Genomic DNA, 25,858 nt, shown 5'->3' on the forward strand with positions numbered 1-25,858 from the left:
ATCTGACGCTCTCCGGGTGCCCCCGACACCGTGGCCTGCGCCGCGAGCGGGGGCACCGGTGCGTGGAGAGGTCGTCGTCCCCGCTTCGAAGTCCCTGACCAACCGGCTGCTGCTGCTCGCAGCTCTGGCCGACGGCCCCTCCGTGGTCGTCAACGCGCTGGAGTCCCGCGACTCCTCCCTCATGCTCGCCGGACTGCAGCGGCTCGGGGCGCGCGTCGAGCACCTCGCAGACGGCGGGGGCACCGGTGAACCGGCCGTGCGGATCACTCCGCTGCCGCTGGCCGCACCCCCCGCCGCACAGGCACACGACGCCTCAGACGTGCAGGTGGACTGCGGGCTCGCCGGCACTGTCATGCGTTTTCTGCCGGCGGTCGCCGCCCTGACGGGACACGCCGTGCACTTCGACGGCGATCCCGAAGCGCGGGTCCGGCCCATGGGCGCCGTGCTCGACGGGCTGGCCGAGCTCGGTGTGGACGTCCGCGACCCCTCGGCCCCGGAGGGCGCCGCACCGACCACCCTGCCCTTCACCGTCAGCAGCCCTGCTGGGCTGACCGGCGGCGAGATCTCCATCGACGCCTCCGGCTCCTCCCAGTTCGTCTCCGGGCTCCTGCTGGCGGCCCCCCGGATGACGGAGGGCCTCACGCTGCGCCACAGCGGCACCTCGGTGCCGTCTCTGGAGCACGTGGAGATGACGTTGACGGTGCTCGAGCAGCTCGGCGTCTCCGTCAGCTCTCCGGCCCCCTACACCTGGCGGGTGGAACCAGGCGCCATTCCGGCGTTCACCGCGCGGGTGGAGCCGGACCTGTCGAATGCGGGACCGTTCCTCTGCGCGGCCGCAGTGACCGGCGGAGAGGTGGTCATGCGAGGCTGGCCGAAGGACTCCACACAGATCGGGCGGCGCTGGACGCAGCTGCTGACCGACTTCGGGGCCGAAGTGGACTCCGTCGAAGAGCCCGGCGGGGAGACCGTCACGCTCACCGTGCGCGGCCCCGAACGCCTGGTGACCCCGGGCACCGTGGACGGCACTGCGGAGCTCACCCCCACCGTGGCAGCGCTGGCCGCACTGTGCGACGGTGAGACGACGTTCACCTCGGTGGCCCATCTGCGCGGCCACGAGACCGACCGCATCGCCGCACTGGTGGCGGAGATCCGCCGTCTGGGCGGAGCGGCGGAGGAGACCGATGACGGCTTCCGCGTCCTGTCCCCCATCTCCCACGGCGGCCTGGTGCACAGCTACGCCGACCACCGCATGGCGACCTTCGGCGCCGTCCTCGGACTGGCCGTGGACGGCGTGGAGGTCGAGGACATCGGCTGCACCGCCAAGACGATGCCCACCTTCCCTCAGCTGTGGGAGCGGCTGGTCCCGTGAGCCGCTGGGACAGCTGGGACGAGTCACGTGCCCGGGTCCGGCCGAACAAGAAGGGTTCGCGCCCCCGGACGAAGGAGAAGCCCGAGCACGCCGACGCGGAGCTGGGCCGGATCGTTCAGGTCGACCGCGGGCGCTACACCGCTGCCCTGGTGGACTCGGGGCAGGTGGTCACCGCCGTGCGGGCCAAAGCCCTGCGGCGCACCCCGGTGGTTCCCGGCGACGTCGTCGCACTCGTGGGCGACACCTCGGGCGAGGCGGGGACGCTGGCCCGGCTGGTGCGCATCGAGGAACGCTCCACCCTGCTGCGTCGCAGCGCCGACGACTCCGACGACGCTGAGCGCGTGGTGGTCGCGAACACGGATCAGCTGCTCATCGTGGTCGCCGCGGCGGATCCGGCCCCGCGCACCGGCTTCATCGATCGGGCCCTGGTCGCCGCCTACGACGCCGACATCGTTCCCATCCTCCTGATCACCAAGGCGGACCTGGCCGAGGATCCTGAGGATCCTGCAGGGCTGGTGAGCCACTATGCAGAGCTGAGCCTGACCACGGTGATCTCCGGCCATGCCGGTACCGAGGTCGGCGGAGGCGCCGACGCAGAGCGCACGCCGGGCTCCGCCCCGGGCTCCACACGGGATCCGGTTCTGGACCCGGCGGCCGTGGCCCGTCTGCGGTCCCTGCTGGCCGGGCACGTGACCGCGATGATCGGCCACTCCGGCGTGGGCAAGTCCACCATGGTCAACGCTCTGACCGGGGCGGATCGCGCCACCGGAGGCGTCAACGCCGTGACCGGCCGCGGCCGCCACACCTCGTCCTCCGCCGTCGCGCTGACCCTCGAGCCGTCGGAGGATCCGACATCTCCGCTGGGTGACCAGGACGCCCAAGAGTCCTGGATCGTCGACACCCCGGGGATCCGGTCCTTCGGCCTGGCCCATGTCGACCCCGATGACGTGCTCGCCGCCTTCGAGGATCTGGTGGAGGGCTCGGTCGACTGCGAGCCGGGATGCGCCCACGCATCGCCCGAGGGCGGCTGCGCATTGGACGCCTGGGTGCAGGCAGGACATGCCGGCGCCCACGGACCGGCACGCCTGGCCTCACTGCGCGGGCTGCTCGCCTCGCTGGCCGGGTCTGCGGAGGAACAGGAGGAGAAGCGACTAGGGTTGAGCCCATGAACCATCGCACGAGCGCCTATACCGAGGACCTCCGCCTGGCCCACATGATCGCCGACTCGGTGGACGCCCAGACGATGTCCTTCTTCCAGTCGATGGACTTCGAGGTGGAGACCAAACCCGACCTCACCCCCGTCACCGAGGCCGACCGGAAGGCCGAGGAGACCATCCGTGCCCAGCTGAGCCGGGTCCGGGGGCGGGATGCCGTCTACGGCGAGGAGTTCGGCTCCTCGGGATCCGGACCTCGGCGCTGGGTCATCGACCCGATCGACGGGACCAAGAACTTCGTGCGCGGGGTCCCTGTGTGGGCCACCCTCATCGCACTCGTGGACCACGGCGAGCCGGTGGTCGGCGTCGTGAGCGCCCCCGCCCTGAACCGCCGGTGGTGGGCCGCCGCCGGCGGCGGGGCCTACACGGGCAAGTCGCTGGCCTCGGCCCGTCAGCTGGGTGTCTCCAAGGTCTCCACCTTGCAGGACGCCTCCTTCTCCTATTCGTCGCTGACCGGCTGGCGGGAGATCGGCCGGATCCACAACTTCCTCGAGATGACGGATTCGGTCTGGCGCACCCGGGCCTACGGCGACTTCTGGTCCTACTGCATGGTGGCCGAGGGATCTGTGGACGTGGCCGCTGAGCCCGAGCTGGAGCTCTATGACATGGCGGCCCTGGTCCCGATCGTCACCGAGGCCGGTGGCAGGTTCACCTCGCTGGACGGCGAGCCGGGCTGCTCCGGCGGGAATGCCCTGGCCACCAACGGACTGCTCCACGAGGCCGCGCTCGGTGCCCTGGCCCCGGACAGCCCCACCCCCTGGTCCGACGCCGGTTCGCGGTCCGAGGAGTCGGCTGATCCAGAGTCCTCACCCGACACGGCGGGCTCGCCCGCACTCTGACGCTCTCTCCGCCGCGCCCAGGGGCCGGGTCCGGTCCTCCAATCGGGAGGCCCGGACCCGGCCCCTGCTGCGTCCAGGCGGCGCGCCGGTTGCAGTTTTAGGTATGCCTAAACCATACTGGGGGCATGCCGCACACCACGACGACGACGTCCGCCGCTCTCCTGGCTCTCAGCACCCTGCTCGTGACCTCGTGTGCGAGCGCCGACGGCTCCGGCGACCCTTCCGAACGCCAGGGAGGCGTCGAGGAGCGACCTGTGGTGCTGACCACCTTCACCGTGCTCCAGGACATCGCGTCCGAGGTGGCCGGGGACCGCGCAGACGTCCGCTCCATCACGCCGCACGGTGCGGAGATCCACGAGTACGATCCCACTCCCGGAGACGTGCGCGACGCGGCCGAGGCCGACCTCATCCTGGCCAACGGCCTGGGTCTGGAGGCCTGGCTGGAGCAGTTCCTCGACCAGTCCGATGCTCCGACCGTCACGGTGACCGGGGACATCGAGCCGTTGCCGGTGACCCGGCTGCCCGGCCACCCCGATGATGCCGCGGAGATGCCCGTCAACCCGCACGCCTGGATGTCTCCCCGTCAGGGCATGAGCTACGTGGACGGCGTCGAGGACGCCCTGTCCGAACTCTCTCCCGAGGATGCCGACGTCTTCGCCGAGAACGCCGCGGCGCTGCGCGACGAGCTGGCGGCCCTCGACGTTGAGGCCCGCGAGCGCGCCGAGGAGCTGGAGGAGGTGCATCTGGTGACCTGCGAAGGCGCTTTCAGCTATCTGGCCGACGATCTGGACCTGGGCGAGCATTACCTGTGGCCCGTCAACGCCGATGACGAGGGCTCGCCCCAGCAGGTCGAGGCGCAGATCCGCTACGTCCGCGACCATGAGGTCCCCACCGTGTTCTGCGAATCCACCGTCAACGATGCGGCCCAGCAGCAGGTCGTCCAGGAGACCGGTGCGGAGCTGGGCGAGCCGCTCTACGTGGACTCTCTGACCGAGGCGGACGGCCCGGTGCCCACCTACGTGGACCTGCTGCGCCACGATCTGGAGCTGATCCTCGCCGGCGCTGAGGACGACGGCCGATGATCCCCACCGAGACCACCACTGCCATCTCGGTGGAAGGGCTCAGCGCCGGATATCCCGGGGTCCTGGCCCTGCAGGAGGTCAACCTGACCGTCCGGTCGGGGCGCATCTGCGCCCTGGTCGGGGCCAACGGCTCCGGGAAGTCGACGCTGTTCGCGGCCCTGCTGGGGCTGCGCTCCCCGGCCCAGGGTCGAGTCCGACTCTTCGGCCGCAGCCCCCATGCGGCGCGACGGAGGAACCTGGTCAGCTACGTCCCGCAGCATGACCAGGTGGATCCGAGCTTCCCGGTGACGGTGGAGCAGACCGTGATGATGGGACGGTACGGGCATCTGGGGTTCACCCGTCGCCCGCGGGCGGCGGACCGGGAACACGTCGAGTCCGCCCTGGAACAGGTCGGCCTGGCGGGCCTCCGCTCGCGGACCATCGGGGAGCTCTCGGGCGGGCAGCGACGGCGAACCTTTCTGGCGCGGTCGATCGCGCAGCGGGCGCCGCTGATGCTGCTGGATGAGCCGTTCGCCGGAGTGGACCGCGTCTCCGAGGAGCTGATCGTCCAAGTGCTGCATCAGCTGCGTGATGCCGGCACCACGCTGCTGGTCTCCACCCACCACCTGGAGGGGATCCCCGACCTCGCCGAGGAGGTCGTGCTGCTGCACCGCACGGTGCTGGCCGCCGGTCCTCCAGGGGAGGTCCTCACCGAGGAGCGGATGGCGGACGCCTTCGGCGCCGTACTGGGACTCGGTGCGGCATCGGCCGAGCGGAGGCAGCCATGATGGACATGCTGCGTGAGCTTCTTCTGGCCCCCCTCGAGTTCGGCTTCATGCAGAATGCGCTGCTGGTCTCCGTGGTGGCCGCCGCGGTATGCGGTCTGCTGTCCTGCTGGCTGGTGCTGATGGGCTGGTCGCTGATGGGCGAGGCGGTGGCCCATTCGATCCTGCCGGGGATCGTGCTGGCCTACCTCTTCGGCGTCCCGATGGCGGTGGGAGCCTTCGTGTTCGGCATGCTGGCGGTCGCCTGATCGGCGGCATCAGCACCTCCTCCACGGTGAAGCATGACACGGCGATCGGCGTGGTGTTCACCTCGCTGTTCGCTCTGGGCCTGGTGCTGATCTCCCGGACGCCCAGCGAGACGCATCTGCAGCACATCCTTTTCGGCAACGTGCTGGGCACCTCCCGGACGGATCTGATCCAGGTGCTGTGCCTGGGTGCCCTGACGGCCGCAGTTCTGCTGATCAAGCGGCGGGACTTCACGCTGCTGGCGTTCGACCGCACCTTCGCCCACACCATCGGACTCTCTGCCACGGGTCTGTCCGCCGTGCTGCTGATGCTGCTGGCGCTGACCACGGTCACGGCCCTGCAGACCCTGGGGATCATCCTGGTGGTGGCCATGCTGGTCATCCCGGGAGCCACCGCGATGCTGCTCACCCGGACCTTCGGTCGGATGCTCATCGTGGCCTCGGCCTCGGCCGTGCTCTCCGCTCTGGTCGGCGTCTACCTCAGCTACTGGGGTGACGTCGCCACGGGCGGCACCATCGTCCTGGTCCAGTCCGCGCAGTTCGCCATGGCCTACCTGTTCGCCCCACGCAAGGGCGTCTTGGGGCGACTGGCGCACCGTCGTCGTCGACCGGTGGCCCATAGACTGGATCAGTCAGCCGCGACCATCGAGAGGATCCCATGACCCCGCGCACCTCCGCCCAGGGCCAGTCCACCCGCACGGACTCCGCGACGACGTCGGTGGAGGACTACGCCAAGACCATCTACGGCCTGGCGGAATGGGATGACACGGCGGTCTCCGCCTCGGCGCTGGCCAAGACGCTGGGGGTCTCCAACCCGTCGGTGACCCTCATGGTGCGCAAGATGGCGGATCTCGGCCTCGTGGACCACCAGCCGTATGCGCCGATCCGGCTCACCGAACAGGGGCGGCAGCTCGCACTGGCGATGGTGCGGCGGCATCGGCTCCTCGAGACGTGGCTCGTCCGGGAGCTCGGGTACGGCTGGGACGAAGTGCATGACGAGGCCGAGCGCCTGGAGCATGCGGTCTCAGAGACGTTCGTGGATCGCTTGGACGCCCGGCTCGGCCACCCACGGGTGGACCCTCACGGCGACCCGATCCCCGGGCCGGACCTGTCCATGGACCACCCGGACACGGAGCTGCTGTGCCGGGTGCCGACCTCTTCCGCGGTGCGTCTCGAGCAGGTGGACGACTCGGTGCCGGACGCGCTGCGGGTGCTGGCCGAGCAGCAGGTGGAGATCGGTGCCCAGGTGCATGTCACCGCCTCGGAGTCCGGCGACGTCGTGGTGGCTCGCACCGACGCCGGAGAGGGAATCCGCCTGGCTCACGAGCTGGCCCATGCGATGCGGGTCTCCGTAGTGCGCTCTGACGGCTCCGGGGCCTCCGGTCCGGGGGACCTCGAGAACTGACGGCCTCCCCCGGGGTGCCCTGACCTGCCGGGCGCGACCGGCGTATTAGGCTTGGACGGTGCCTACGCGAGTCAATCCCGCCCCCGCCTCTGCGGCGCCGACGGCTCCCCCGCTGCCGGCGCTGATCCTGCTGGTCGCCTGCGCGGGTGCGGCAGGTGCACTGCTGCGGCTGACGATCGGGCAGATCATCCCGGAGCACGGGATGAAGTTCCCCTGGACCACGCTGGCCATCAACATCTCCGGATCCGGCATGCTGGGCCTGCTCACCGGCGTCGCCGCGGCCAGGCCGTGGCTGCGGCGCTGGGTGGTGCCGGTGCTGGGTACCGGCCTCCTGGGCTCTTACACGACCTTCTCCCTGGTGATCGTGGCGACCATGCCGTCTCTGCCCGGAGGCACGTTCGAGGGCCTGAGCGCCGTCACCTATGTCAGCCCCGGCACCCTGGAGATGCTGTTCTACCTGCTGATCAGCGTCATCGCCTCCACCGGGGCGGCCGCGGCGGGCGTCACTATCGGCCGTGCGCTGTTCGGCTGCGTGGAGGACCCCTACGGCCTCGGCGCGGTGGCTGCCCCGCCCGCCCGCGAGGCCGGGGACGGATCCGCCGACGCCGGAGGCGGGGCCCGATGACCACCACGCTCTCTCTGACCGTGGTGCTCGGTGTGGCCCTCGGCGGCGCCGCCGGTGCCGTGCTGCGACTCCTGCTGGACCGGTACGCACGCTTCGGCATCCTCGTGGCCAACACGCTGGGCTGCCTGCTGCTGGGCTTCCTCTACGGCGAGTTCTCCGCGCTGACCTCGGCGGACGCCGTGCCGGACAACGGCCTCTTCTCCCCCGGCGTGGTCACCGTGATCAGCTATGGGCTCATCGGTGCGCTGAGCACCTTCGCCACCGTCTCGCTGCGCGCGGCTCAGCGCTGGGTGGACGGCCATCGGATGCAGGCCGCCTGGATCTGGCTGGTCAACGTGGTGTGCGGATTCGTCGCCGCGGGGATCGGCATGGGGCTCTCCGGACTCGTGGAGCTCTGAGCGGCACCTGCGCGAGCAGCGACCCCTGTGCCTCCCCTGACCATCAGGGTCACCAATCTCGGGGATCGTTCACCGACCCCGGAGATCCGCGAGTCGACGCACCACCGGGATGAGGTCCATCAGCGGCGATGACAGCCGCCGAGCCCCGAGGTTCAGCTCCGCACACAACCGGAACGCAAGCGCCCGACCCAGCATCTCGGCGGAGGCGCCGACCTGCACCGCCGCGCCTCCGTGTCCGGTTTCCCAGCCCATGACGTCGAGGGCGAGGACCGCCTCCGCCCAGGCGACCGGACGCCGATAGAGGCTGAGGTCGAGCACGCCGAGCCCGTGGACCGGATGGTCGATGATGTTGCCCGCCAGGTCCCCGTGCACGATCTGGAGGGGCTGCTCAGTCACGGGCAGCTGGTCCAGCAGCTCAGCCAGCGCCCCCGGTGCCTCCGGTGCAGATCCTCCTGACCCCAGGCCTGCCGGTCGGCCCGGGCCCAGGGGTCCTGTCGAGTCGGCAGGTCCGCCGGTGCGGCCCCCGTCGCCCGGTGAAAGGCCCGGGCGGCCTCCGCGCGACGCCGCAGACTCAGCCCGGCCCCGGAGCCGGGCATCCAGCGGTTCGCGCCCCAGCCGTCCACCAGCAGGGACCCGTCGGATCCCGCCACGGGCAGCGCGATCCTCAGTGCCGTCTCACGCGGCAGTGACGGAGCCAGCCGGTGGTGCAGCCACGACCAGGTCTCCTGGCCCTGGACGGGCACCGGCTTCAGCACGATGTCTCCGGCCCGCCATGAGGTGCCCTGTCCCCCGCTCAGCGGCACCGCGGATCCGTGCTGCCCGAAGGCTCGCAACACGTGGTCCGGGACGGAGAGGCGCATCCATCCATCACATCATGGGGTTGACCATCGACCACGAAAGGACGTGACGCCCGCCACGTCCGACCCTCGGGGTGTATGATGGACAGTCGGCTCTCCGGCCGGCCATGCGGCCGTGAGCACAGACCGACCCTGCTGCGAGGAGGTGGCACCATGGCGAAGAAGAACGCCCGGAAAGGTCAGAAGGACCCGAACAACCACGTGGTCGCCACCAACCGGCGGGCTCGGCACGACTACACGATCCTGGACCGCTACGAGGCCGGGATGGTGCTCACCGGCACCGAGGTCAAGTCTCTGCGGGAGGGCCAGGCGTCCCTCACCGACGGGTTCGCCGCCTTCTCCGACGCCGGCGAGCTGTGGCTGGAGCAGGTGCACATCCCGGAGTACCTCAACGGCACCTGGACCAATCACAGCGCCCGCAGGAAGCGGAAACTGCTGCTGAACCACAAGGAACTGGTGAAGATCACCCGGCAGATCGAGTCTCCGGGGCACACGATCGTGCCGCTGCAGCTCTATTTCAAGGACGGCCGGGTCAAGGTCGAGATCGGCATCGCCCAGGGCAAGCGCGAGTTCGACAAGCGGGAGACCCTGCGACGCAAGCAGGACGAGCGGGACGCCCAGCGAGCCATGCGCTACCGCAACCGCGGCGCCGCCTGAGCAGCCCGGGAGCTCCCCCAGACACGACGAAGGGCCGCCGGCCATGAGGAGATCCTCATCGGCCGACGGCCCGTCTGGTGTGGTGGAGACGGCGGGAATCGAACCCGCGTCCGATCTGGCATCACATGGACTTCTCCGGGCGCAGTCTGCGCATCGGGCGTTGCTCGGCCCCAGCCATCTTGCAGACAAGTGGCTGACCCGGGCCCAGTCGTGTGATCGTCGAGCGACGCCCCCACGACGAAGGCGGCGCTCCAGTGGCTATCTAGCTGATGCCAGCTGCTGAGCCGATAGCAAGCTCAGGCTGACAGACTCGCGGTCGCTGCTATCAGGCAGCGAGGGCGAAGTCAGTGCGCTTAGAATCGGCACTTATTGGTGTGCAGAGGGGTTTTAGCGAGGGCACTCTACATCCTCGGCCCGCTTCCCCATGCTCAACTCAGATCGTCGAAACCGATCGTCCCCGTATGCGGTTGTCAAGAACCGTACCTGCTGGCCCACAGGCCGTCAGCAGGCCTTTCAGTATAGGACAACCGGCGTCCCGGTCACAATATTCCTGTCGGGCTCCGTCCTGCCGCCTGGTCCGCAGCCGATGTGGCAGCCCACTGGCTCGGGTGTGGCCAGTCGCCGTCGTGCTGGCTCAGACACGCAGGTAGCGACGCACCGTCAGCCACGAGGACAGGACCGCCAGCAGCACGCCGACCAGCACCAGGCCCGGCATGATGATCCAGGACGCGGAGGAGTCGATGAAGGGGATCCCCGGCACCTGACGGGTCAGCCATTGACCCAGTAGGAACTCAGCCATGACCCAGGTGGCCGCGCAGGCCAGCAGCGAGCCGACGAGGGCGGCGATCACGCCCTCGAAGACGAACGGCAATCGGATCATCGACTTCGAGGCGCCCACCAGTCGCATGATGCCGGTCTCTCGGCGTCTGCTGAAGGCGGACAGGCGGATCGTGGTGGAGACCAGCAGCACCGCGCAGACGATCATCACCGCCGCGATGATCAGCGCCACAATGGTCAGGCCGTTGAGAATGGCGAAGACCTGATCCATGACCTCCTGCTGATCGGCGACCGTCTCCACGCCTGGAGCGGACGAGAACAGCTCCGTGACGATCGGGTACTGCTCCGGCTCGTGGAGCAGCACACGGAAGGACTCCGGCATGTCCTCGGCCTCCAGAGAGGCGGTCCGCGCGGTCTCGCCACGGGACTCCAGGAAGTTCTCCAGCGCCTGCTCCTGTGATTCGTGCCGGAAGCTGGACACGTACTGGCTGGCCGCCCCCTCCTCGAGTGAGTGCTCCAGTGCGTCGCGCTGGTCAGCACTGATCGCACCGGTCGGGCAGGCGGTCTGGGTGGAGTTGTCCGTGCAGAGGAAGACCGAGACCTCCAGCCGGTCATAGAAGTCATCGGTCATCCGGTCGACCTGGGTCTGCATGAGGGCGGCCGCCCCCACGAAGGTCAGGGAGATGAAGGTGACCAGCACGACCGAAGCCACCATGGCGACGTTGCGACGCAGCGAGGTGAACGTCTCGCGCAGCATGTGCAGCAGGCGATTCATCGTCTCCTCCTCAGCCGCCGCCAGAACGAGCGGCGCTCTCCGGTGACGCCGAGCTGTTCGGCGGTGCGACGGGTGTCGGCGTAGGTGGACTGGGACGCCGAGGACCGGGGCCGCGGCACCTGGGGCGATGCCTCGCCGGCCTCAACAGAGTCGGCATCGACGGTCTCGACGCTGGACGACGCCGACCTGCCGGATGCTGCTGATTCGCCTGCGGAGTCCTGGTCTGGGCTGTCCGGGTCTACGCTGTCCGGGGCGCCGGGGTGAACCTGCGTCGGTACCCCCTCCGTGAGATCCTCCACCTCCTCACCGTCGACGTCCACCGGCCGCGGCGGACGGTCGTCGAGGATCGGCGGCTCACCCTCCTCCGCCTCGAGCGGGGCGGACCGCGCAGAAGAGTGCTCGGACTCCGCCTCGGAGTCCAACTCCCGGACCTGCTCCGACGGCGGTTCCGGCTGCGGTTCCGGCTGCGGTGCGTCGGAGCTCTCAGACTCTCGATCAGGTTCGGCCAGGTCCTCCAGCACTTCCGGAACGTCTGCCGCACCGGGCTCGGCCGGGGTGGCCGCCGTGACGGCGGGCAAGGGCCTCGCCAGGCCGCCGTCGTCCCGGTCCGCCGGCGCCTCAGCCTCGGCGGGCGAGGCCGGAACCGGTGCGCGACGCCGCGGACCCTGCCCTCGGGTCAGAGGCAGGTCAGGATCGTGCACCGGGGGCTCGTCGTCGCCGCTCTGTGTGCGCAGCCGCTCGTCTTCGATCTCGTCCCCCCGGGCCTTGGCCGAGCCCGGTGCAGCCGGAGTGGCCGCGCTGCCGGGCCGATCCACCAGGCCCGGGGCCGCGTGGGTGAACCATGACTCGTGAGGATGCTCCGCCACGCCGTCCGGGCCCGCAGACATCTGGACGTGCGAGGACACTGCCTGACGCAGGGCATCGCGCAGCCGTTCGGGATCGGCGCCCTCTCCCTCGGGCTCCGTGTAGCCGTCACGCGCGAGGTTCGGCATCTCCGACCCGTCGAATCCGCCGACAGGCTCCGGAACGTCGGGGCCGTGCTGCTGGGGTCGCAGATGCTCCGGCCAGCGTACGCGCACCGGCTCGGCGAGGGACTGTGGTGAGGCGGTGTCGGCCGCGGTGCCGTCCGGCGCGGAATGCTCGGCCGTCGGTCCCTCCTCGGCGGAGGCACTCCCCTGGGCTCGGGCAGCGTGCTCCACAGCCTCGGCGGCGACCGGTACGTCTCGCCCGGCCGCTCGGGCGGCGTCGGCGGTGAGGGCTTCCGGTCCCGGCGCGGTGGCGCCGCCGTCGCCCTGCTCGCCGAGATCATGGGCGCGGGGGTCCTGGACACGGAGCGCCCCGCTGGACTCCCGCTCACGCAGAACGGTCCAGGCCTGCGAGCCCCGCGGCGGATCGTAGGTGCCGCGCTCGTCGTCGCGGACCAGTGCGCCGTCGTGGAGCTGGACCACCCGCCGGCGCATCCGGTCGACGATCACCCGGTCGTGGGTTGCCATGATGACCGTGGTGCCGGAGGCGTTGATCCAGCGCAGGATCTTCATGACCTCGTCCGAGGCACGAGGGTCCAGGTTGCCGGTCGGTTCGTCGGCCAGCACGATGGCTGGCTCGTTGACGATGGCGCGGGCGATGGCGGCGCGCTGCTGCTCGCCGCCGGAGATCTCGTGCGGGTACCGGCGGGCGAGGTCCTCCAGTCCGACTCTCTCCAGGACCTCGGTGACACGCTCGCGGATCTGGGTGCGCCTGGCCCCGATCACACGCATGGCGAAGGCGACGTTGTCGAACACGGTCTTGTCCGGCAGCAGGCGGAAGTCCTGGAAGACCATGCCGATGCTGCGCCGATAGTCCGGCACGCGGCGTTCGAGCATGAGGCCCAGGTTCTGCCCGGCCACGGTGACCTTGCCGCGCTGGGGCAGACCCTCGCGCAGGATCATCCGCAGCAGCGTGGACTTGCCGGAGCCGGACGCCCCGATCAGGAAGACGAAGTCCCCACGGTTGAACTCCACCGTGACGTCGTCGAGGGCCGGTCGGCCGTCGGGCTCATAGCGCCGTGTGACGTGTTCGAAGCGGATCATCTCTCACCAGCTGCCCCGACACGCACCGGCCGTTCGGGGCACAGGTCGGGGAAGACGGGCCGGTACGCTCTGAGCCTAGTTCAGCCGCGAGGTCTTCGGGACGATCAGGGGCGGCGTGCCGGAGACTTCTGTGCGCGTGGTCCCCCGGCACGGGCGATCAGTTCTCCAGCAGAGACTGCGCGCGCCACCGGATGCCCGCGTCGATGAAGCCGTCCAGGTCACCGTCGAGCACAGCCGAGGTGTTGCCGACCTCATGCTCAGTGCGCAGGTCCTTGACCATCTGGTACGGGTGCAGCACGTACGACCGGATCTGATCGCCCCAGGAGGCCTTGATGTCACCGGCGAGCTCCTTCTTCTCGGCGGCCTCCTCCTGCTGCTTGAGCAGCAGCAGACGGGACTCCAGGACCCGCATGGCGGCCGCACGGTTCTGGATCTGCGACTTCTCGTTCTGCATGGAGACCACCGTGCCGGTGGGCAGGTGGGTGATGCGCACCGCCGAGTCAGTGGTGTTGACCGACTGCCCTCCCGGCCCCGACGAGCGGTAGACGTCGATCTTCAGGTCGTTCTCGTCGATCTCCACGCTGTCCGTGCCCTCGATGAGCGGGATGACCTCGACGGCGGCGAAGGAGGTCTGGCGTCGGCCCTGGTTGTCGAACGGACTGATGCGCACCAGACGGTGCGTGCCCGCCTCCACGGAGAGCGTGCCGAAGGCGTAGGGAGCCTTGACCTCAAAGGTGGCGGACTTCAGTCCGGCCTCCTCCGCGTAGGAGGTGTCCAGGACCTTCACCGTCCAGTCGCGGCGCTCCGCCCAGCGGGTGTACATGCGCAGCAGCATCTCCGCGAAGTCAGCCGCGTCCACACCGCCGGCTCCCGACCGGATGGTCACCACGGCGTCACGCTCGTCGTACTCCCCGGCGAGCAGGGTGACGATCTCCAGCGACTCCAGGGCCTTGCGGATGGAGTCGATCTCCTGGACGGCCTCGGTGAGGACATCGTCATCGCCCTCGTCCTGGGCCATCTCCACCATGAGCTCGACGTCGTCGATGCGCCCGGAGAGCTTGGTGAGCCGCTCCAGCTCGGACTGCTTGTGGCTCAGCTGGGAGGTGACCTTCTGGGCGTTGGCCTGGTCGTCCCACAGGTCCGGAGCCGCGGCCTTCTCGCTGAGCTCGGCCACCTCGGCCCGGAGCTTGTCCACGTCGGTGACGTCGGTGATGCGGGTCAGGGTGGAGCGCAGGGAGCGCAGCTCAGTGGGGAAATCAGTCTCTGCCATAACGACACCACCCTACCGGCTGGCGCGACGATTCGCCGCTCCGGCGCCGCCCGTCTCGGCGTCGGATCCTCGGCAGACTCCGCGTCCGGTCGGTCACCGGTTGAGGCTCACTCTCGCATGGGACTCCGCGCTGATGGGCACCTCCGCGGGGAGGAACCAGCTGAGCAGCGGAAGCTCGGCAGAGGCGCCGAGCCGCACGTGTGCGGTCTCGCCGCCGTCAGCCACCCAGGCGTCGACAACCTCCACGCCGCCGAGCCTCCCGTGCGCGCCGGAGTCATCCAGGTAGCCCTGCGCCCTGGCCCGGACCTGGGAGACCGTCAACGACGGCGCGGTCCCACCTGCCGCGGCACCCTGCGTGGCTGCCGAGGCCGCACCGTCGGCCACCGAGAGCAGCCGACGGGCTTCCAGGTTGACGGCCGTGGCTCCGGCCACCACGGAGACGAGCATGAGCACCACCAGGACCATGCCCAGGATCAGCACCGTCGACTGTCCGGCGTCCTCACGATGGGAGGCCTCGATGCGGGCACGGAGACGGCGCCACGCCGCGCGCAGGGGGGAACAGCTCAGCCCGATCATGACGCCATCAGCCTCCTTGGACCTGGACGGACGTGGACGAGACCGTGACCAGCGTGGGCTGCCAGTCGCCGAATCCCGGGAGCAGCGGCACCGGCACCCGGACCTCCACGGTGAAAGCCACGAGGTCACCGTCGGTGGTGCAGGTGCCCTGCGGGCAGGTCCGAGAGACGTCGGCACGATCCGGGTCGATGGAGAAGTCCTGCAGGGCGGCGAGCACGGCGGCCTCGCTGCGCGCGTCCGCCTCGGGGTCGCCGGCTTCGGCGGACACGTACATCTTCGCGGCCTGGTCGGCGGCTCCCGTCGTCGCATAGGCCGCGCCCTGCACCGCCGAGAGTCCCAGCACGAAGTACACGATCGGGATCAGCAGCAGGGTCGCCAGCATGATGAACTCCACGATCGACGAGCCTCCCTCGTCATCGGCGGAGCCGAGTCGTTGGGACAGCATCGCGCGAAGGCGCGCAGACGGACCAACGCGAAGGCGCGGAGACGGACCGCTCCGACCTTCCGGGGTTCTCCGGTCACTCGAAGTCATAGGCCCGCCCCTGCACCTCCAGCGTCCCGACGCCCGGACCGAGCCCGACCAGCGGGACTCCGGAGCGGACCGTGATCCGCAGCGTGCGCCCCTCCGCGGTGTCGACATAGGCATAGCTCACGTCCTGGGCGTGGTCCGCCGCGGCGGATGACGCGATCAGAGACCGCGTGCGTTCCACACCATCCTCAGCGGTGCGGTCGTGGAGGGCGCCGAATCGCGCACCGGCAGAGGCGGCGTCGATCAGAGTGTTGCGCACATGGACGTACGTGGTCAGCTGCATGACTGCCAGCGTCAGCAGGACCAGGAGCGTCGCGACCATCGTGAACTCGGCCGTTGCCGCACCCTCTTCTTCCCGGAGCCGCGCGCGGACCCAGGACCGACAGCCCCCGTCCTCCGTGTTCGCCGTGGCCACGCCTGGGTCAGCGGGAGACCTGGTCGATCGCATCGCTGAACAGGCCCTGCAGGGCAGGCTGGGCCACGGCCAGCAGACCTGCGACCAGCACCGCGCTCATCAAGGTGATCATGACCCAGCCCGGGACGTCTCCGCGTTCTTCGGTGTGCAGGCGTCGAAGCAGCGACGTCAGGCCCTCTCCAGCGGTGAGGGCGGCGCGGCCGGGGCGGCCGGCACGGACTGAGGCAGGGTGCTGATTCTTCATGGGGGTTCCTCTCTGTGGTGGATGGGTCGTTCAGGAATGGGAGGCTCGACACGTGGTGCGAGGTCGTCCTGTGGTGGGAGGTCGAGACGAGGAGCGGCGGCGCCCGGCGCGGCCGGCGGTCTCGGCTGATGCCAGTCATATGCCGATCGAGAGCAGCTCGAGGCCCGGGTACACGGCGAAGATCACGGTCAGGGGCAGCACCCCGAAGACGAGCGGCACCAGCATCGAGATCTCCTTCTTGCCGGCGGTCTCCATCAGGTCCCGCTTCGAGAGGTCCCGGACGTCTTGGGCCTGGGCCCGCATCACGTCGGCGAGCGGGGTGCCGCGTTCCATGGCCACGATGATGCCCTCCAGGAAACGAGAGATGGGCGGCGACTGGACCCGCCGTGACATCGCCTTCAACGCTTGGGAGAAGCCGTGCCCCGCCTGGGTATCGTGCAGCACACGCGTGAGCTCGACATTGAGCTCACCTCGGGACACTCGGCTGACCCGTTCGAACGCCCCGGGGGCGCTCTCCCCTGCGCTCACGGCGAGCGCGATCATCTCCGCCACGGTCGGAAACTCCGAGAGCATGCGACGCTGACGTCTGCGGATCTGGGCGGAGAGCAGATTGTCCCGCAGGGCGAACCCCAGGACCGCCAGCACCAGGACGCTGAGGGCGGCCAACAGTCCATGGAACTGCCCCGAGACGAAGGCCACCAGATTCAGTCCTGCACCGAGCAGGGCGCCCGCGGCCGCCATGGCGACCTGCTGCAGGCGATATTCGGTGGGCGAGATCGAGGAGTCTGCCTGCTCGAGGCGACGCTGCAGAGCCGCCGTGTCGAAGCTGAACCGGTCGAGGTGGGCCACGGCGGCCTTCAGCAACGGTGCGAAGAGTCTCCCCACTGCCCCCAGGGGCATCACCGGGTGCCGGTCCGTGGTGAAGAGTCCCGAGTCCATCCCGGTGGAACGCAGGGCCGGAGCGACTCTGTCCACGAATCGGGTCCTGTTCATCGCCGGCAGGGAGAAGATTACGGTCACCAGGCCCAGTCCGAGTCCGAGACCTGCGATGACCGCCCAGGTGGTCGTCACCGTCACAGCAGCACCCGCTCTTCCTCCGGGAGCGCCCCGATCCGCAGCATGAGCCGGTAGCACACCAGAGAGACGACCAGGCCGACCGCCAGGACCGCCAGCCCTGTCATGCCGCGGTAGGCCTCAGCCGCCTCCGGCTGCGTGGAGAGCAGCAGGACGACGATCCAGGGGGCCGAGACCGCCAGTTTGGCGGCATTGACGGTCCAGGACTGCCGAGCTTCCAGTTCGCTGCGAGTCCGGGCGTTGTCCCGGAGGAACTCCGCCAGGGTCCCCAGCAGGCGGCCCAAGTCCGATCCGCCGACCTCGCGGGTGATGGTCAGAGCGACGATGATGCGGTCCCCGACCGGATCGGCCAGTCTCTCCTTCAGCCGGCGCAGGGACGTCTCCATGTTCTGGCCGGCCCGGTAGTCGCGGGTGAACTCCACGAAGGGCTCACGCAGCTGCGACGGACCGGATGTGCCCAACTGCATGATGGCCTCAGGAAGCGACATCCCGGCCCGCACGGCGGACCGCAGGTGGTCGACCACATCCGGCCAGATCTCGCGGAGCACTGCCCGCCGTCGCGCCGCCTGCCAGCGCAGGACCACCACCGGCAGCGTGGCGGCGAACAGGGCGAAGCACAGGGCCACCGGCACCGCCGTCGTCAGCAGCATCACCAGCAGGAACGCCGTGACGGCGCAGGCCGCGATCGCCGCGACGACGCCTGAGGCTCCGACCTTCTGGTGCCCCGCCTCCGCGAGCAGCCGGTGGATCCGTCCCGGGCGGCGACCCCGGCGCTCCGCGTCGTCGCCGTTCGTGGGAAGAAGGACCACCAGACCAGCATCAGCCCCATCCCCAGGGCCGTCCCCAGCAGCAGACTCATCGGAGCACACCTGCCCGGGTGAGCTGTCCACGCTCCTCCTCGGAGAGCTTCGGAAGGTCGAACACCGCGCTGGGACTGACCTGCAGCTCACCATCGACCCGGTGGAACAGAGTAGAGGTCTCAATCCGGTCCTCCTCGACGCGGGAGCCCACGGCCAGGATCTCCTCCACGTGGCGGTGACCCGAGCGATCCCGTCCGCAGTGGACGACGAGGTCCACGCAGGAGGCCACCGTGGGCACGATGAACCCTCGGCCGATGTTCTCCCCCGCCAACAGCGGAAGCGTGCAGATCTTGGTGAGCGCCTCGTGGGCGCCGTTGGCATCGACGGTCGCCATCCCCGGAAGACCGCTGTTCAGGGCGATGAGCATGTCGAGGCTCTCGGCCTCACGCACCTCTCCGACGATCAGTCGGTCGGGCCTCATACGCAGCGCCTCCTTCACGAGTCGCCGCAACGGGATCTCGCCCTCGTTCTCGAGGTTCGGCTGTCGACATTGCAAGCCGACCACGTCGCGCAGAGGCAGCCTCAGCTCGAAGATCTCCTCAACCGTGATGACGCGTTCTCTGGCTCCGATGGCCGAGGCGAGGCAGTTCAGCATGGTGGTCTTCCCCGCCTGCGTGGCTCCGGAGACCAGGACGTTCATGCCCGCGGCCACGCAGGTCTCGAGGAACCGCGCACCCGACGTCGAGAGGGAGCCCAGTCTCACCAGATCGTCGAGGCTCGCGGCCCGGGCGATGAACTTGCGGATGTTCACAGCCCAGTGGCGCCGGGTGATGTCGGGGATGGCGACGTGGAGCCGCGAGCCGTCCGGCAGCGCGGCGTCGACGAACGGCGAGGACAGGTCGAGGCGGCGGCCGGAGGTCTTCAGCATCCGCTCGACGAGGTCCCGGATCCGGTCCTCGGTGAGCGTGATCGACGTCAGCTCCGATCGTCCGCCGCGGGCAAGGAAGACCTCCTGCGGCCCATTGATCCAGATCTCCTCGACAGAGCCGTCGTCGAGCAGCGGTTGGAGCTCCCCGAAGCCGGCCACCGCATCGAGCACATGCTTGACGGCGGCGTCGAGCTCGCCGACGAGTGGGAGGGAGCTCACCAGAGACCGTCGGTCATACTCGGAGACCGCCGCCTCGACCATGTCCCGCAGCTCCGCCAGATCCTCGGCCGGATCCAGTCCCCGTCGCCGGATCTGTTCCCGAACCTCGTCCTCGACAATCGTCAGGGCCTCCACGGGCCTTCCCCCTCCATGACATGTTCCTCGTGCCATCCCCCAGCGACTCTCCGGTCGACGAGGATGTGCGCCGACCGGCTCCGGTCGGTGTCACAGTGCAACACCCTAGCCAGCAGGGGCGACGTCGGCGACGCAGATGACGCAGGTTGTGGAGAAACCCAACCATCCCTGGGGACGGCACAGCGGTTCTCCACAGCCTGCCGCAGGTCGCTGTTCTGTGATGCTCCTGATGCCTAGGCTGAAGCTTTCAACCATGATCCGGACGCCGCTGAGGAGGACCGATGTCGATGTCGCTGACCGTGGTGCGCGCTCCCGGTGCACTGTCAGAGGCGCGATGGCGCGAGTTGCGCGATCAGTCCCCCGGACACGGCGTACATGACATCCGCCTGCGTGTCGACGGCACCTCTCAGCCCTCCGGTGCGCAGCTCGCCGAAGCACTGGCCACCTGGATGGGTCGCTGCGACGCTCCGGTGACCGGTGTCGTCGACGGCATCCCGTTGGCGTCTCTGCCTCGAGGGGCCCGCCAGATCCATCCGGGAATGGTCGTGGTGCTCCATCCTGGCGACACGCCTCCCGCGGGCCCGGGACATGGGTCCCTCGCTGCACAGCCCGGCGGAGCCGCACCCGCGCTGCAGCTGTGTCTCGACGAAGGGCCCGACGCTGGGCGGCTGGTGCCCCTGCTGCGGGGCCGGTACACCGTCGGGCGAGGCTCGGTCGACATCGCCGTGGCGGATCCGGACATCGCGCGGGAACACTGTGTGATCGATGTCGGCGAGCGCGCCGTCACTGTGTCCTCGCCCGATCAGCCACAAGGCGGGAGAGGCGCTGTCCGTTGGAGCGACTCTGAGCCGCTGCAGGTGGGGGACTCGACGTTGCGCCTGCTCACCGACGGTCCGCCTCCGGCGTCTCAGGGCAGCTGGCCGCCCCCGCCGGTGGCGGTCGACGAGGACCCTCCCGAAGGCAAACACCGGATGATGCTCGTGATGGCCTGCGTCCCCCTGCTCGTCGGGATCGTCCTGGTCCTGGTCACCGGCATGTGGTTCTTCCTCCTGTTCTCCGCGGTCTCCGCGCTGGTGGCCGCGGCGACAGTCGTCGACGCTGCCCGCCGTCGTCGGAAGTTCCGGGCGCCGTCGACGCCGCCGCCGGCCGTTGGGCCGATCGCAGTGACGCGCTCCTGGACACCCCGGGCGACCTCATCAGGCGCCTGCGTGAGCCTCCGGGGCTCAGCCCCGGCCCGGCGAGCGAGCACCACGCGACGCGGCGAACCCGTCGGCTGCGGCCCGGGCCCAGGACTCGGCAGCGGCCCGTCGTGTCCCGGTGGTCCGTCTGGGGCACGGCATCACGCGCCCCGCCGTCGACACCCCAGCCTCGACACGACGGGTCGACGCCGTGTCGGTGCACAGCGGGGTGGGAGCCCCACTGCGCCCTGGAGAGGTGGTCCACCTGGCCGGTCCGAGGCGACTGACTCGTCGTCTCCTGCGCTGGTTCCTGGCCCAGCTGGTCATCCGCCCTCGTCCGCACAGACCCGAGATCCACCTTCTCGCGGAGCCGTCGCAGTGGCCTCGTGTCCTCCTCGACGACCACGGAGTGGGTCTGACTCCCGGCGAGCAGGCCGACGTCGCGGACCTGCCCACAGTCGGTGGCCCTGCAGTGCTGCTCGTGGACGTTCCCGTGCCCACGGAGCTCATCGACGCGGCTCTCCTCGACGGCTGGTGCGTGGTCCACGTCGACGAGCCTCCGGGACCGTACCCGGCCGGGGAGGTCCCCGGCTGGGAGATCGACCTGACCACCCGGAACCTGCGTCGAGTCGCCGGCGCCGCGCCGGCCTCCGCCGCCGACGAACCCTCAGACCGGTCCACGGATGACGCTGACCCGACGCTGACCGCCGGAGCCCACGACCTGGTGGCCGACGGGGTCTCCCGCCAGACCCTGGACCAGCTGCTGCGTCTGGCGCTGCCTCGAGGCGGCCCCATCGAGGGCACCGGGCAGGTCCCGGAGCGGCTCGAGATGCCGCTTCCCGCCGACCTGATGTCCCGCAGCGCCTCGACCTCCCTGACGTCGGTCCTGGGACGCAGCGCCACTGGTGAGGAGCACCTGGATCTGGTGGAGGACGGTCCCCACATCCTGCTGGCAGGGACCTCGGGGTCGGGGAAGTCCGAGCTGCTCAAGGCTCTGCTGCTCGGCTGGGCCGCCCGGTACAGTCCCACAGAGCTGTCCTTGGTGCTCTTCGACTTCAAAGGTGGCGCGACCTTCCAGCATCTGACCGAGCTGGAGCACTCGCTGGCCCTGATCACCGATCTCTCGCAGGCGCAGGCGGAGCGCACGTTGGAAGGCATCCGTTCCGAGCTGGTGCGTCGGGAGAGGCTCTTCCTCGACGCCGGGGCCGGAGACTATCCCGAGTACCGGCGGCTGCGGCCGGATGACCCGTTGGCGAGGATCCTGGTGGTCATCGACGAGTTCCGGATCTTCTCCCACGAACTGCCCGAGACGATGGACGAGCTCATGCGCCTGGCCACGCTCGGCCGCTCCCTGGGCCTGCACCTGGTGCTGTCCACCCAACGCCCTCAGGGAGTCGTCACCGCAGACATCCGGGCAAACATCGGCAGCATCGTCACCCTGAGGCTGCGCAGCGAGGACGAATCACGGGACCTCGTCGGGACGGTGGAGGCAGGCAGGATCCCCCGGAACCTCCCCGGCCGGGGGATCCTGCGCCGCCCCGGAGACGAGCCCGTGGTCTTCCAGACCGGGCTGCTCTCCACCGCCGAAGCCCCAGTGGCCCTCCGACCGGCAGACCACCGGCCGCTGTCCCGGACGGTGTCGGCCACAGGGGCCTCCGCCCTCGACGTCGTCGCCGCCCTGGGCCGGGCCGTCGACGCCGGAGGGCTGACCCGCCGGCACACTCCCCTGCTGCCGTCTCTGCCGGAGACCATCGACGCCGACGCCGCCCGTGGCGGCGTTCGGGGCCGCCTGCCCTGGGGAGACTGGACCTTCCGGCCGAGCAGGATCAGGTCCCGCTGCTGTGGTCCCCCCGGCAGGACGGCAGTCTGGGCCTCATCGGCGAAGGCGGCTCCGGTGGGCGGGAGGCCGTGGCGGCCCTGGCCGCGCAGCTGCTGCGGCCACCGTCGACGGCCGACGCCCCGGCGTGGCAGGTCCACCTCCTCGACGGCGACCGCTCGCTGCAGACCTTCGCCGCGGACGCCCGCGTGGCGAGCCTGCTGACGGACGAGGACATGCCGGAGGTCGTCCACCTGCTGCAACTGCTGGTCGACGAGCTCACCTCCCGGCGCACCGACCCGTCCCTCCGCACCACCGAGGTCCCCGAGATCGTCGTGCTGGTCAGCGGCTACCCTCAGTGGCATCAGTCCCTTCAGGGCCCCAGCGGGGGCATGCTGGAACACCTGCTGGGGACGCTGATCAGCGACGGTGCCGACGTCGGGATCTCCGTGCTGCTCTCCGGGGGGCGCGAGCTGGCGAGCGGACGGGTGGGCTCACGGCTGCCCCGCCGGATCTACCTGCCGCACGGCGTCTCGCAGGACACCCAGATGCTCTGGCCCCGTCTGCGTCCGGTGGACCCTCTCCCCGGCCGCGGGGTGCTGATCAGTCCCGGGCACCCTTCCCCCGGCGTGGAGGTCCAGTTGGCGTCCTCACCCACCTCTGCGGAGACGGATCCCGCCGATGAGGGGGCCCCTGGCGCCGTCGACACGCCGAGCGTCTCGGTCCGGCCGCTGCCCCAGAAGGTCCGCCTCCACGATCTGCTGTCCTCAGCTCAGGAGCACCGGTCTCCCGACGCACCCGGGGATCCGGTGATCGGCGTCGCTCAGTTCACCCAGGCCCCGGTCCTCTGGAGGCGGGGTCCCGCCACGCTGGTCCTCGGAGCCCCGGGCACCGGTCGGTCGACGTGCCTGGAGGTCCTGCGCCAGGTGCTGCCGGACGCGACGCTGTTCTCTCCGCAAGGAACCTGGACTGAGGAGCCGGAGACCACGACCGTGCTGCTGGACGATGCAGACCAGCTCGATGCTCAGCGGCATCGCAGCGTCGATCGCTGGATCCAGTCCGGGATCCAGGTGGTCGGCGCCGCACAGCCGAGCGGGTCTCTGTACTCGCAGATACCGTGGTCGCATCATGCCCGGTCGGCCCCCGGGAACATCCTGCTCAGCCCGACGCATCGGTCGCAGGGAGACTTCTTCGCCACGAGCGTGCCGGTACTGGATCGGCCCATCCCCGGACGGGCGGTGCAGCTGCGAGCGGAGGGGCCCCGCATGATCCAGTGGGCCCTCCCCGGATGATCGTCGGCGCAGCTCTGCTCCTGGAGGGAACATCCAGGGACCATGGAGGTCTCCACGATAAGGATGGAGTCATGTTCAGTTCTTCCCGCAGCTCTGCAGCACTGGTCGCGATCGCCGTCTCGGCGAGTCTTCTGGCCGGGTGCGGCTCCCCCATCGACGAGGACGCCGCCGCACCCGAGGACACCGAGGGCGAGGCGCCCACACCGTCGAACGAACCGTCGGCGGAGAACCCTTACGACGCCGACGACGTCGACCTGTCCACCGATGTCGCGCTGCGGGCGGTCAATACGGCGCTCGGCGAAGACGGCGGCATGGCCGTCGGTTTCGACAAGGAGACCGACGAGGAAGCCGGGATGGAGGTGCAGCTGCTGGTGGACGGCCAGGACCTGCAGACCGTCGTGGTCGACCAGGAGGGCGCCTCCGAGGTGGACAGCCGGGACTCCGGTGATGCCGAGGACTGGATGCAGGAGGCGGCGGAAGAGGTCCAGGTCCCGCTGCTGCGCGCCCTGCAGATCGCCCAGACGGAGTCCACCGGGGTGATCCTTGCCGCCGAACTGGAGACCCGCGACGATGACCTGCTGGTGTGGAACGTCACCATCGAGGGCGCCGCCTCGGAGAACACGGTGATCATCGACGCCCGCAACAGCGCCATCGTGCCGGTCGGGGACAACCCGGTGGAGGACAACAACATCGGCGGAGATCCTGACACGCTCGACGATGACGAGTCCGACTGAGGATCCTCCGGCTACGGCGTCGCCGGCTGCCGCGTCGCCGGCTGCCGCGCCGCCGGCTCGGCTCTCCACGAGTCGGTTCTCATCGAGATCTCACCGATCTCTCATGGCCTTCTCATCTGGGGTTCTGAGAATGATGGTCATGCAGCACGACAACATCCTGTCGGCCCCGAGCACCGCGCGGGCCGGCTCCTTGAAGGAGAACACCATGACCCGAACCCTGTCCCGCCCCACCGCCACCGCCCTGTCGGTCACAGCTCTGGCTTCCCTGGCACTGACCTCCTGCGGCCTTGATGACACGCTCGACACCTCCGCTGACGGGGAGCCCAGCACCGCGGTGACGATCAGCGCCGACGACGCGGCTCACGACGACGCGGCCGCTTCGGAGGACGGCTCGGCCGATGCAGGCGGCTCCGAGACTTCACGCCCAGAGGACGACGCCTCAGCCGAGGGTGAAGGCACGGACCCGAGCGACGACACCGCTACGGACGCCGCCGCGGAGACCTCGCCCGCGGACTCCGACGACCACCCGCTGTACGGGGGTCTGGAGACGGTCCAGGCCGAGTACCCGGAGGGTGTGGTCTTCGAGGTGGAGTCCGATGACGGCCGCTATGAGTGGCACGTGCTCGTGGACGGCATCGAGCGAGAGGTGCACACCGACAAGTCCAGTCTGGAGATCGTCTACACCGAGGACGACGACGCCCCGGACAGCGACGACCTGCGAGAGATCGACTCGACCGAGATCGATATCGCCGAGGCTTTCCGGATCGTCGAAGACCGGGTCGGCGACCCCTCCGGCGCCTTCGTCGACGAGGCGCAGCTCGACTCCGAGTCGGGCACCGTCGTCTGGGAGATCGAACTCGACAACGGCCAGGAGATCGCTGTGGACGTCGTCACCGGCGACCTGGTCCAGGTGGACGACTGAACACCGACCCGCCTGAGTCCCCGGTGCCGTAGACTGGACGAGCTCGAATCAGTCGCACGATCAGGGGACGCAGGAGGTGGCCGCGTGGACGCCGTCGCTGGCGAAGACGCCCAGGAACCTCAGGACGCCGCCCCTCCGGCACGGGACCTCACCGGCACGTCGCCCAAGGCGAAGGCGTGGCGCACGTTCCTGGAGACCTCCGCCATCGTCAGCAAGACGATGGAGAAGGGCCTCCACGCCGCCACCGGTCTTCGGCTCTCGGACTACAACCTGCTGCTGGTCCTCGCCGAGGCGGAGGGCAACCAGCTGCGCATGGGGGAACTCGCCGAGCGGATGATCTTCTCGCCGTCACGCCTGTCCTACCAGGCGAAGTCGCTGCAGACCCGGGGGCTCATCACTCGATGCGCCGACCCCAGCGATCGGCGCGGCATGACGGCCCAGCTCACCGACGAGGGACGGCGGGTCTTCCGGGACGCTTCACAGGTCCACGCCCGGCACATCCGGCAGATCTTCCATGAGACGCTCGACGACGACGAGGCCCTCGCCCTGCAGCGCACCTGCATGAAACTGCTGCAGACCGCCCAGGACACCGAGCTGACCTGAACTCCTGCGGCAGCACCCTGCGCCGGACGCCAGACGTCCCGTCGCCC

At 69.8% G+C, this 25,858-nt stretch carries 25 protein-coding genes, 1 other RNA gene and 1 pseudogene; 14 read left to right on the forward strand and 13 right to left on the reverse strand.

Annotated elements, in window-relative coordinates; translation table 11 throughout:
* Positions 1-16: 16 nt before the first annotated feature.
* The 9 genes and pseudogenes from aroA to BCY76_RS02540 all read left to right on the forward strand — a co-directional run bounded on the left by aroA (position 17) and on the right by BCY76_RS02540 (position 7,941).
* Entirely contained in the window at positions 17-1,369 is a 1,353-nt protein-coding gene (gene aroA, locus BCY76_RS02500) for a 3-phosphoshikimate 1-carboxyvinyltransferase (protein WP_237089921.1), read from the forward strand.
* The gene (rsgA, locus tag BCY76_RS02505; RefSeq protein ID WP_085437136.1) at positions 1,366-2,538 is read left to right on the forward strand and encodes a ribosome small subunit-dependent GTPase A; all 1,173 of its coding nucleotides are present in this window, start codon (positions 1,366-1,368) and stop codon (positions 2,536-2,538) included. Before aroA ends, rsgA begins: the two co-directional genes overlap by 4 nt.
* Positions 2,535-3,422: a histidinol-phosphatase gene (gene hisN, locus BCY76_RS02510; protein ID WP_085437126.1), complete on the forward strand. Its 888-nt coding sequence runs from the start codon at positions 2,535-2,537 to the stop codon at positions 3,420-3,422. The genes rsgA and hisN overlap by 4 nt, the downstream gene beginning before the upstream one ends.
* 125 nt (positions 3,423-3,547) lie before the next feature.
* A complete protein-coding gene (locus tag BCY76_RS02515; RefSeq protein ID WP_070161751.1) occupies positions 3,548-4,504 on the forward strand; it encodes a metal ABC transporter solute-binding protein, Zn/Mn family in 957 nt (318 codons plus the stop codon).
* Positions 4,501-5,271 carry a metal ABC transporter ATP-binding protein gene (locus BCY76_RS02520; protein WP_070161752.1) on the forward strand — a complete coding sequence of 257 codons (771 nt, stop codon included), beginning with the start codon at positions 4,501-4,503 and terminating at the stop codon, positions 5,269-5,271. Before BCY76_RS02515 ends, BCY76_RS02520 begins: the two co-directional genes overlap by 4 nt.
* Positions 5,271-6,175: pseudogene (locus BCY76_RS02525) on the forward strand (metal ABC transporter permease). The gene BCY76_RS02520 and the pseudogene BCY76_RS02525 overlap by 1 nt, the downstream one beginning before the upstream one ends.
* Entirely contained in the window at positions 6,172-6,918 is a 747-nt protein-coding gene (locus BCY76_RS02530; protein ID WP_070161753.1) for a metal-dependent transcriptional regulator, read from the forward strand. The pseudogene BCY76_RS02525 and the gene BCY76_RS02530 overlap by 4 nt, the downstream one beginning before the upstream one ends.
* Positions 6,919-6,976: 58 nt before the next feature.
* Positions 6,977-7,543, forward strand: coding sequence for a fluoride efflux transporter FluC (locus BCY76_RS02535; protein WP_085437127.1), 567 nt, complete (start codon positions 6,977-6,979; stop codon positions 7,541-7,543).
* The gene (locus BCY76_RS02540; protein WP_070161756.1) at positions 7,540-7,941 is read left to right on the forward strand and encodes a fluoride efflux transporter FluC; all 402 of its coding nucleotides are present in this window, start codon (positions 7,540-7,542) and stop codon (positions 7,939-7,941) included. Before BCY76_RS02535 ends, BCY76_RS02540 begins: the two co-directional genes overlap by 4 nt.
* Before the next feature lie 69 nt (positions 7,942-8,010).
* On the opposite strand, the gene BCY76_RS02545 is transcribed toward BCY76_RS02540, so the two are convergent.
* Together BCY76_RS02545 and BCY76_RS17360 are read right to left on the reverse strand one after the other, a co-directional pair.
* Positions 8,011-8,337 carry a hypothetical protein gene (locus tag BCY76_RS02545; RefSeq protein ID WP_070161758.1) on the reverse strand — a complete coding sequence of 109 codons (327 nt, stop codon included), beginning with the start codon at positions 8,335-8,337 and terminating at the stop codon, positions 8,011-8,013.
* Positions 8,334-8,801: a hypothetical protein gene (locus BCY76_RS17360; RefSeq protein WP_070161760.1), complete on the reverse strand. Its 468-nt coding sequence runs from the start codon at positions 8,799-8,801 to the stop codon at positions 8,334-8,336. Before BCY76_RS17360 ends, BCY76_RS02545 begins: the two co-directional genes overlap by 4 nt.
* A 150-nt stretch (positions 8,802-8,951) precedes the next feature.
* Here BCY76_RS17360 and smpB point away from each other — a divergent pair, with 150 nt between their 5' ends.
* Entirely contained in the window at positions 8,952-9,455 is a 504-nt protein-coding gene (gene smpB / locus BCY76_RS02555; protein WP_070161762.1) for an SsrA-binding protein SmpB, read from the forward strand.
* An 80-nt stretch (positions 9,456-9,535) separates the two neighbouring features.
* Here smpB and ssrA read toward each other — a convergent pair.
* The 11 genes from ssrA to BCY76_RS02610 form a co-directional block, all read right to left on the reverse strand.
* Positions 9,536-9,914: a transfer-messenger RNA gene (gene ssrA / locus BCY76_RS02560) on the reverse strand.
* A gap of 175 nt (positions 9,915-10,089) precedes the next feature.
* The gene (ftsX, locus tag BCY76_RS02565) at positions 10,090-11,007 is read right to left on the reverse strand and encodes a permease-like cell division protein FtsX (protein ID WP_070161764.1); all 918 of its coding nucleotides are present in this window, start codon (positions 11,005-11,007) and stop codon (positions 10,090-10,092) included.
* Complete coding sequence (gene ftsE, locus BCY76_RS17365; protein WP_139827574.1) at positions 11,004-13,076, reverse strand: cell division ATP-binding protein FtsE; 2,073 nt, start codon at positions 13,074-13,076, stop codon at positions 11,004-11,006. The genes ftsX and ftsE overlap by 4 nt, the downstream gene beginning before the upstream one ends.
* A 157-nt stretch (positions 13,077-13,233) precedes the next feature.
* Positions 13,234-14,346, reverse strand: a complete 1,113-nt coding sequence (gene prfB / locus BCY76_RS02575; protein ID WP_070158670.1) for a peptide chain release factor 2 — start codon at positions 14,344-14,346, stop codon at positions 13,234-13,236.
* A gap of 93 nt (positions 14,347-14,439) precedes the next feature.
* Entirely contained in the window at positions 14,440-14,922 is a 483-nt protein-coding gene (locus BCY76_RS02580) for a hypothetical protein (RefSeq protein WP_085437128.1), read from the reverse strand.
* Positions 14,923-14,929: 7 nt separating this feature from the next.
* The gene (locus tag BCY76_RS02585; RefSeq protein WP_070158668.1) at positions 14,930-15,367 is read right to left on the reverse strand and encodes a hypothetical protein; all 438 of its coding nucleotides are present in this window, start codon (positions 15,365-15,367) and stop codon (positions 14,930-14,932) included.
* 73 nt (positions 15,368-15,440) lie between these two features.
* Complete coding sequence (locus BCY76_RS02590) at positions 15,441-15,899, reverse strand: TadE/TadG family type IV pilus assembly protein (protein WP_085437129.1); 459 nt, start codon at positions 15,897-15,899, stop codon at positions 15,441-15,443.
* On the reverse strand, positions 15,874-16,110 hold the full coding sequence (locus tag BCY76_RS02595) for a hypothetical protein (protein ID WP_070158666.1): 237 nt from the start codon (positions 16,108-16,110) through the stop codon (positions 15,874-15,876). The genes BCY76_RS02590 and BCY76_RS02595 overlap by 26 nt, the downstream gene beginning before the upstream one ends.
* Before the next feature lie 135 nt (positions 16,111-16,245).
* Positions 16,246-17,181 (reverse strand): type II secretion system F family protein, encoded by a 936-nt coding sequence (locus BCY76_RS02600; RefSeq protein WP_237089922.1) that lies wholly within the window; start codon positions 17,179-17,181, stop codon positions 16,246-16,248.
* Between the two features lie 2 nt (positions 17,182-17,183).
* The gene (locus BCY76_RS02605) at positions 17,184-18,074 is read right to left on the reverse strand and encodes a type II secretion system F family protein (protein ID WP_336581769.1); all 891 of its coding nucleotides are present in this window, start codon (positions 18,072-18,074) and stop codon (positions 17,184-17,186) included.
* Positions 18,040-19,266 (reverse strand): CpaF family protein, encoded by a 1,227-nt coding sequence (locus BCY76_RS02610; RefSeq protein ID WP_070158664.1) that lies wholly within the window; start codon positions 19,264-19,266, stop codon positions 18,040-18,042. The genes BCY76_RS02605 and BCY76_RS02610 overlap by 35 nt, the downstream gene beginning before the upstream one ends.
* 1,389 nt (positions 19,267-20,655) lie before the next feature.
* On the opposite strand from BCY76_RS02610, the gene BCY76_RS02625 reads away from it, so the two are divergent.
* The 4 genes from BCY76_RS02625 to BCY76_RS02640 all read left to right on the forward strand — a co-directional run bounded on the left by BCY76_RS02625 (position 20,656) and on the right by BCY76_RS02640 (position 25,811).
* Positions 20,656-22,485 carry an FtsK/SpoIIIE domain-containing protein gene (locus BCY76_RS02625; protein WP_139827575.1) on the forward strand — a complete coding sequence of 610 codons (1,830 nt, stop codon included), beginning with the start codon at positions 20,656-20,658 and terminating at the stop codon, positions 22,483-22,485.
* A gap of 1,138 nt (positions 22,486-23,623) precedes the next feature.
* Complete coding sequence (locus BCY76_RS02630) at positions 23,624-24,286, forward strand: PepSY domain-containing protein (RefSeq protein ID WP_070159457.1); 663 nt, start codon at positions 23,624-23,626, stop codon at positions 24,284-24,286.
* Between the two features lie 139 nt (positions 24,287-24,425).
* Positions 24,426-25,208, forward strand: a complete 783-nt coding sequence (locus tag BCY76_RS02635; RefSeq protein WP_070159459.1) for a PepSY domain-containing protein — start codon at positions 24,426-24,428, stop codon at positions 25,206-25,208.
* Positions 25,209-25,292: 84 nt separating this feature from the next.
* The gene (locus BCY76_RS02640; protein ID WP_083277420.1) at positions 25,293-25,811 is read left to right on the forward strand and encodes a MarR family winged helix-turn-helix transcriptional regulator; all 519 of its coding nucleotides are present in this window, start codon (positions 25,293-25,295) and stop codon (positions 25,809-25,811) included.
* Positions 25,812-25,858 lie beyond the last annotated feature (47 nt).

The organism is Nesterenkonia sp. PF2B19, assembly GCF_001758425.2.
GTDB classification, from domain to species: domain Bacteria; phylum Actinomycetota; class Actinomycetes; order Actinomycetales; family Micrococcaceae; genus Nesterenkonia; species Nesterenkonia aethiopica.

Excerpts from the sequence above, each read along its gene's own strand:
- hisN (WP_085437126.1), top strand. The coding sequence starts at position 2,535 with ATGAACCATCGCACGAGCGCCTATACCGAGGACCTCCGCCTGGCCCAC.
- BCY76_RS02515 (WP_070161751.1), top strand. The coding sequence starts at position 3,548 with ATGCCGCACACCACGACGACGACGTCCGCCGCTCTCCTGGCTCTCAGC.
- BCY76_RS02520 (WP_070161752.1), top strand. The coding sequence starts at position 4,501 with ATGATCCCCACCGAGACCACCACTGCCATCTCGGTGGAAGGGCTCAGC.
- BCY76_RS02530 (WP_070161753.1), top strand. The coding sequence starts at position 6,172 with ATGACCCCGCGCACCTCCGCCCAGGGCCAGTCCACCCGCACGGACTCC.
- BCY76_RS02540 (WP_070161756.1), top strand. The coding sequence starts at position 7,540 with ATGACCACCACGCTCTCTCTGACCGTGGTGCTCGGTGTGGCCCTCGGC.
- BCY76_RS17360 (WP_070161760.1), bottom strand. The coding sequence starts at position 8,801 with ATGCGCCTCTCCGTCCCGGACCACGTGTTGCGAGCCTTCGGGCAGCAC.
- smpB (WP_070161762.1), top strand. The coding sequence starts at position 8,952 with ATGGCGAAGAAGAACGCCCGGAAAGGTCAGAAGGACCCGAACAACCAC.
- ftsX (WP_070161764.1), bottom strand. The coding sequence starts at position 11,007 with ATGAATCGCCTGCTGCACATGCTGCGCGAGACGTTCACCTCGCTGCGT.
- ftsE (WP_139827574.1), bottom strand. The coding sequence starts at position 13,076 with ATGATCCGCTTCGAACACGTCACACGGCGCTATGAGCCCGACGGCCGA.
- prfB (WP_070158670.1), bottom strand. The coding sequence starts at position 14,346 with ATGGCAGAGACTGATTTCCCCACTGAGCTGCGCTCCCTGCGCTCCACC.
- BCY76_RS02580 (WP_085437128.1), bottom strand. The coding sequence starts at position 14,922 with ATGATCGGGCTGAGCTGTTCCCCCCTGCGCGCGGCGTGGCGCCGTCTC.
- BCY76_RS02585 (WP_070158668.1), bottom strand. The coding sequence starts at position 15,367 with ATGCTGTCCCAACGACTCGGCTCCGCCGATGACGAGGGAGGCTCGTCG.
- BCY76_RS02590 (WP_085437129.1), bottom strand. The coding sequence starts at position 15,899 with ATGCGATCGACCAGGTCTCCCGCTGACCCAGGCGTGGCCACGGCGAAC.
- BCY76_RS02595 (WP_070158666.1), bottom strand. The coding sequence starts at position 16,110 with ATGAAGAATCAGCACCCTGCCTCAGTCCGTGCCGGCCGCCCCGGCCGC.
- BCY76_RS02630 (WP_070159457.1), top strand. The coding sequence starts at position 23,624 with ATGTTCAGTTCTTCCCGCAGCTCTGCAGCACTGGTCGCGATCGCCGTC.
- BCY76_RS02635 (WP_070159459.1), top strand. The coding sequence starts at position 24,426 with ATGCAGCACGACAACATCCTGTCGGCCCCGAGCACCGCGCGGGCCGGC.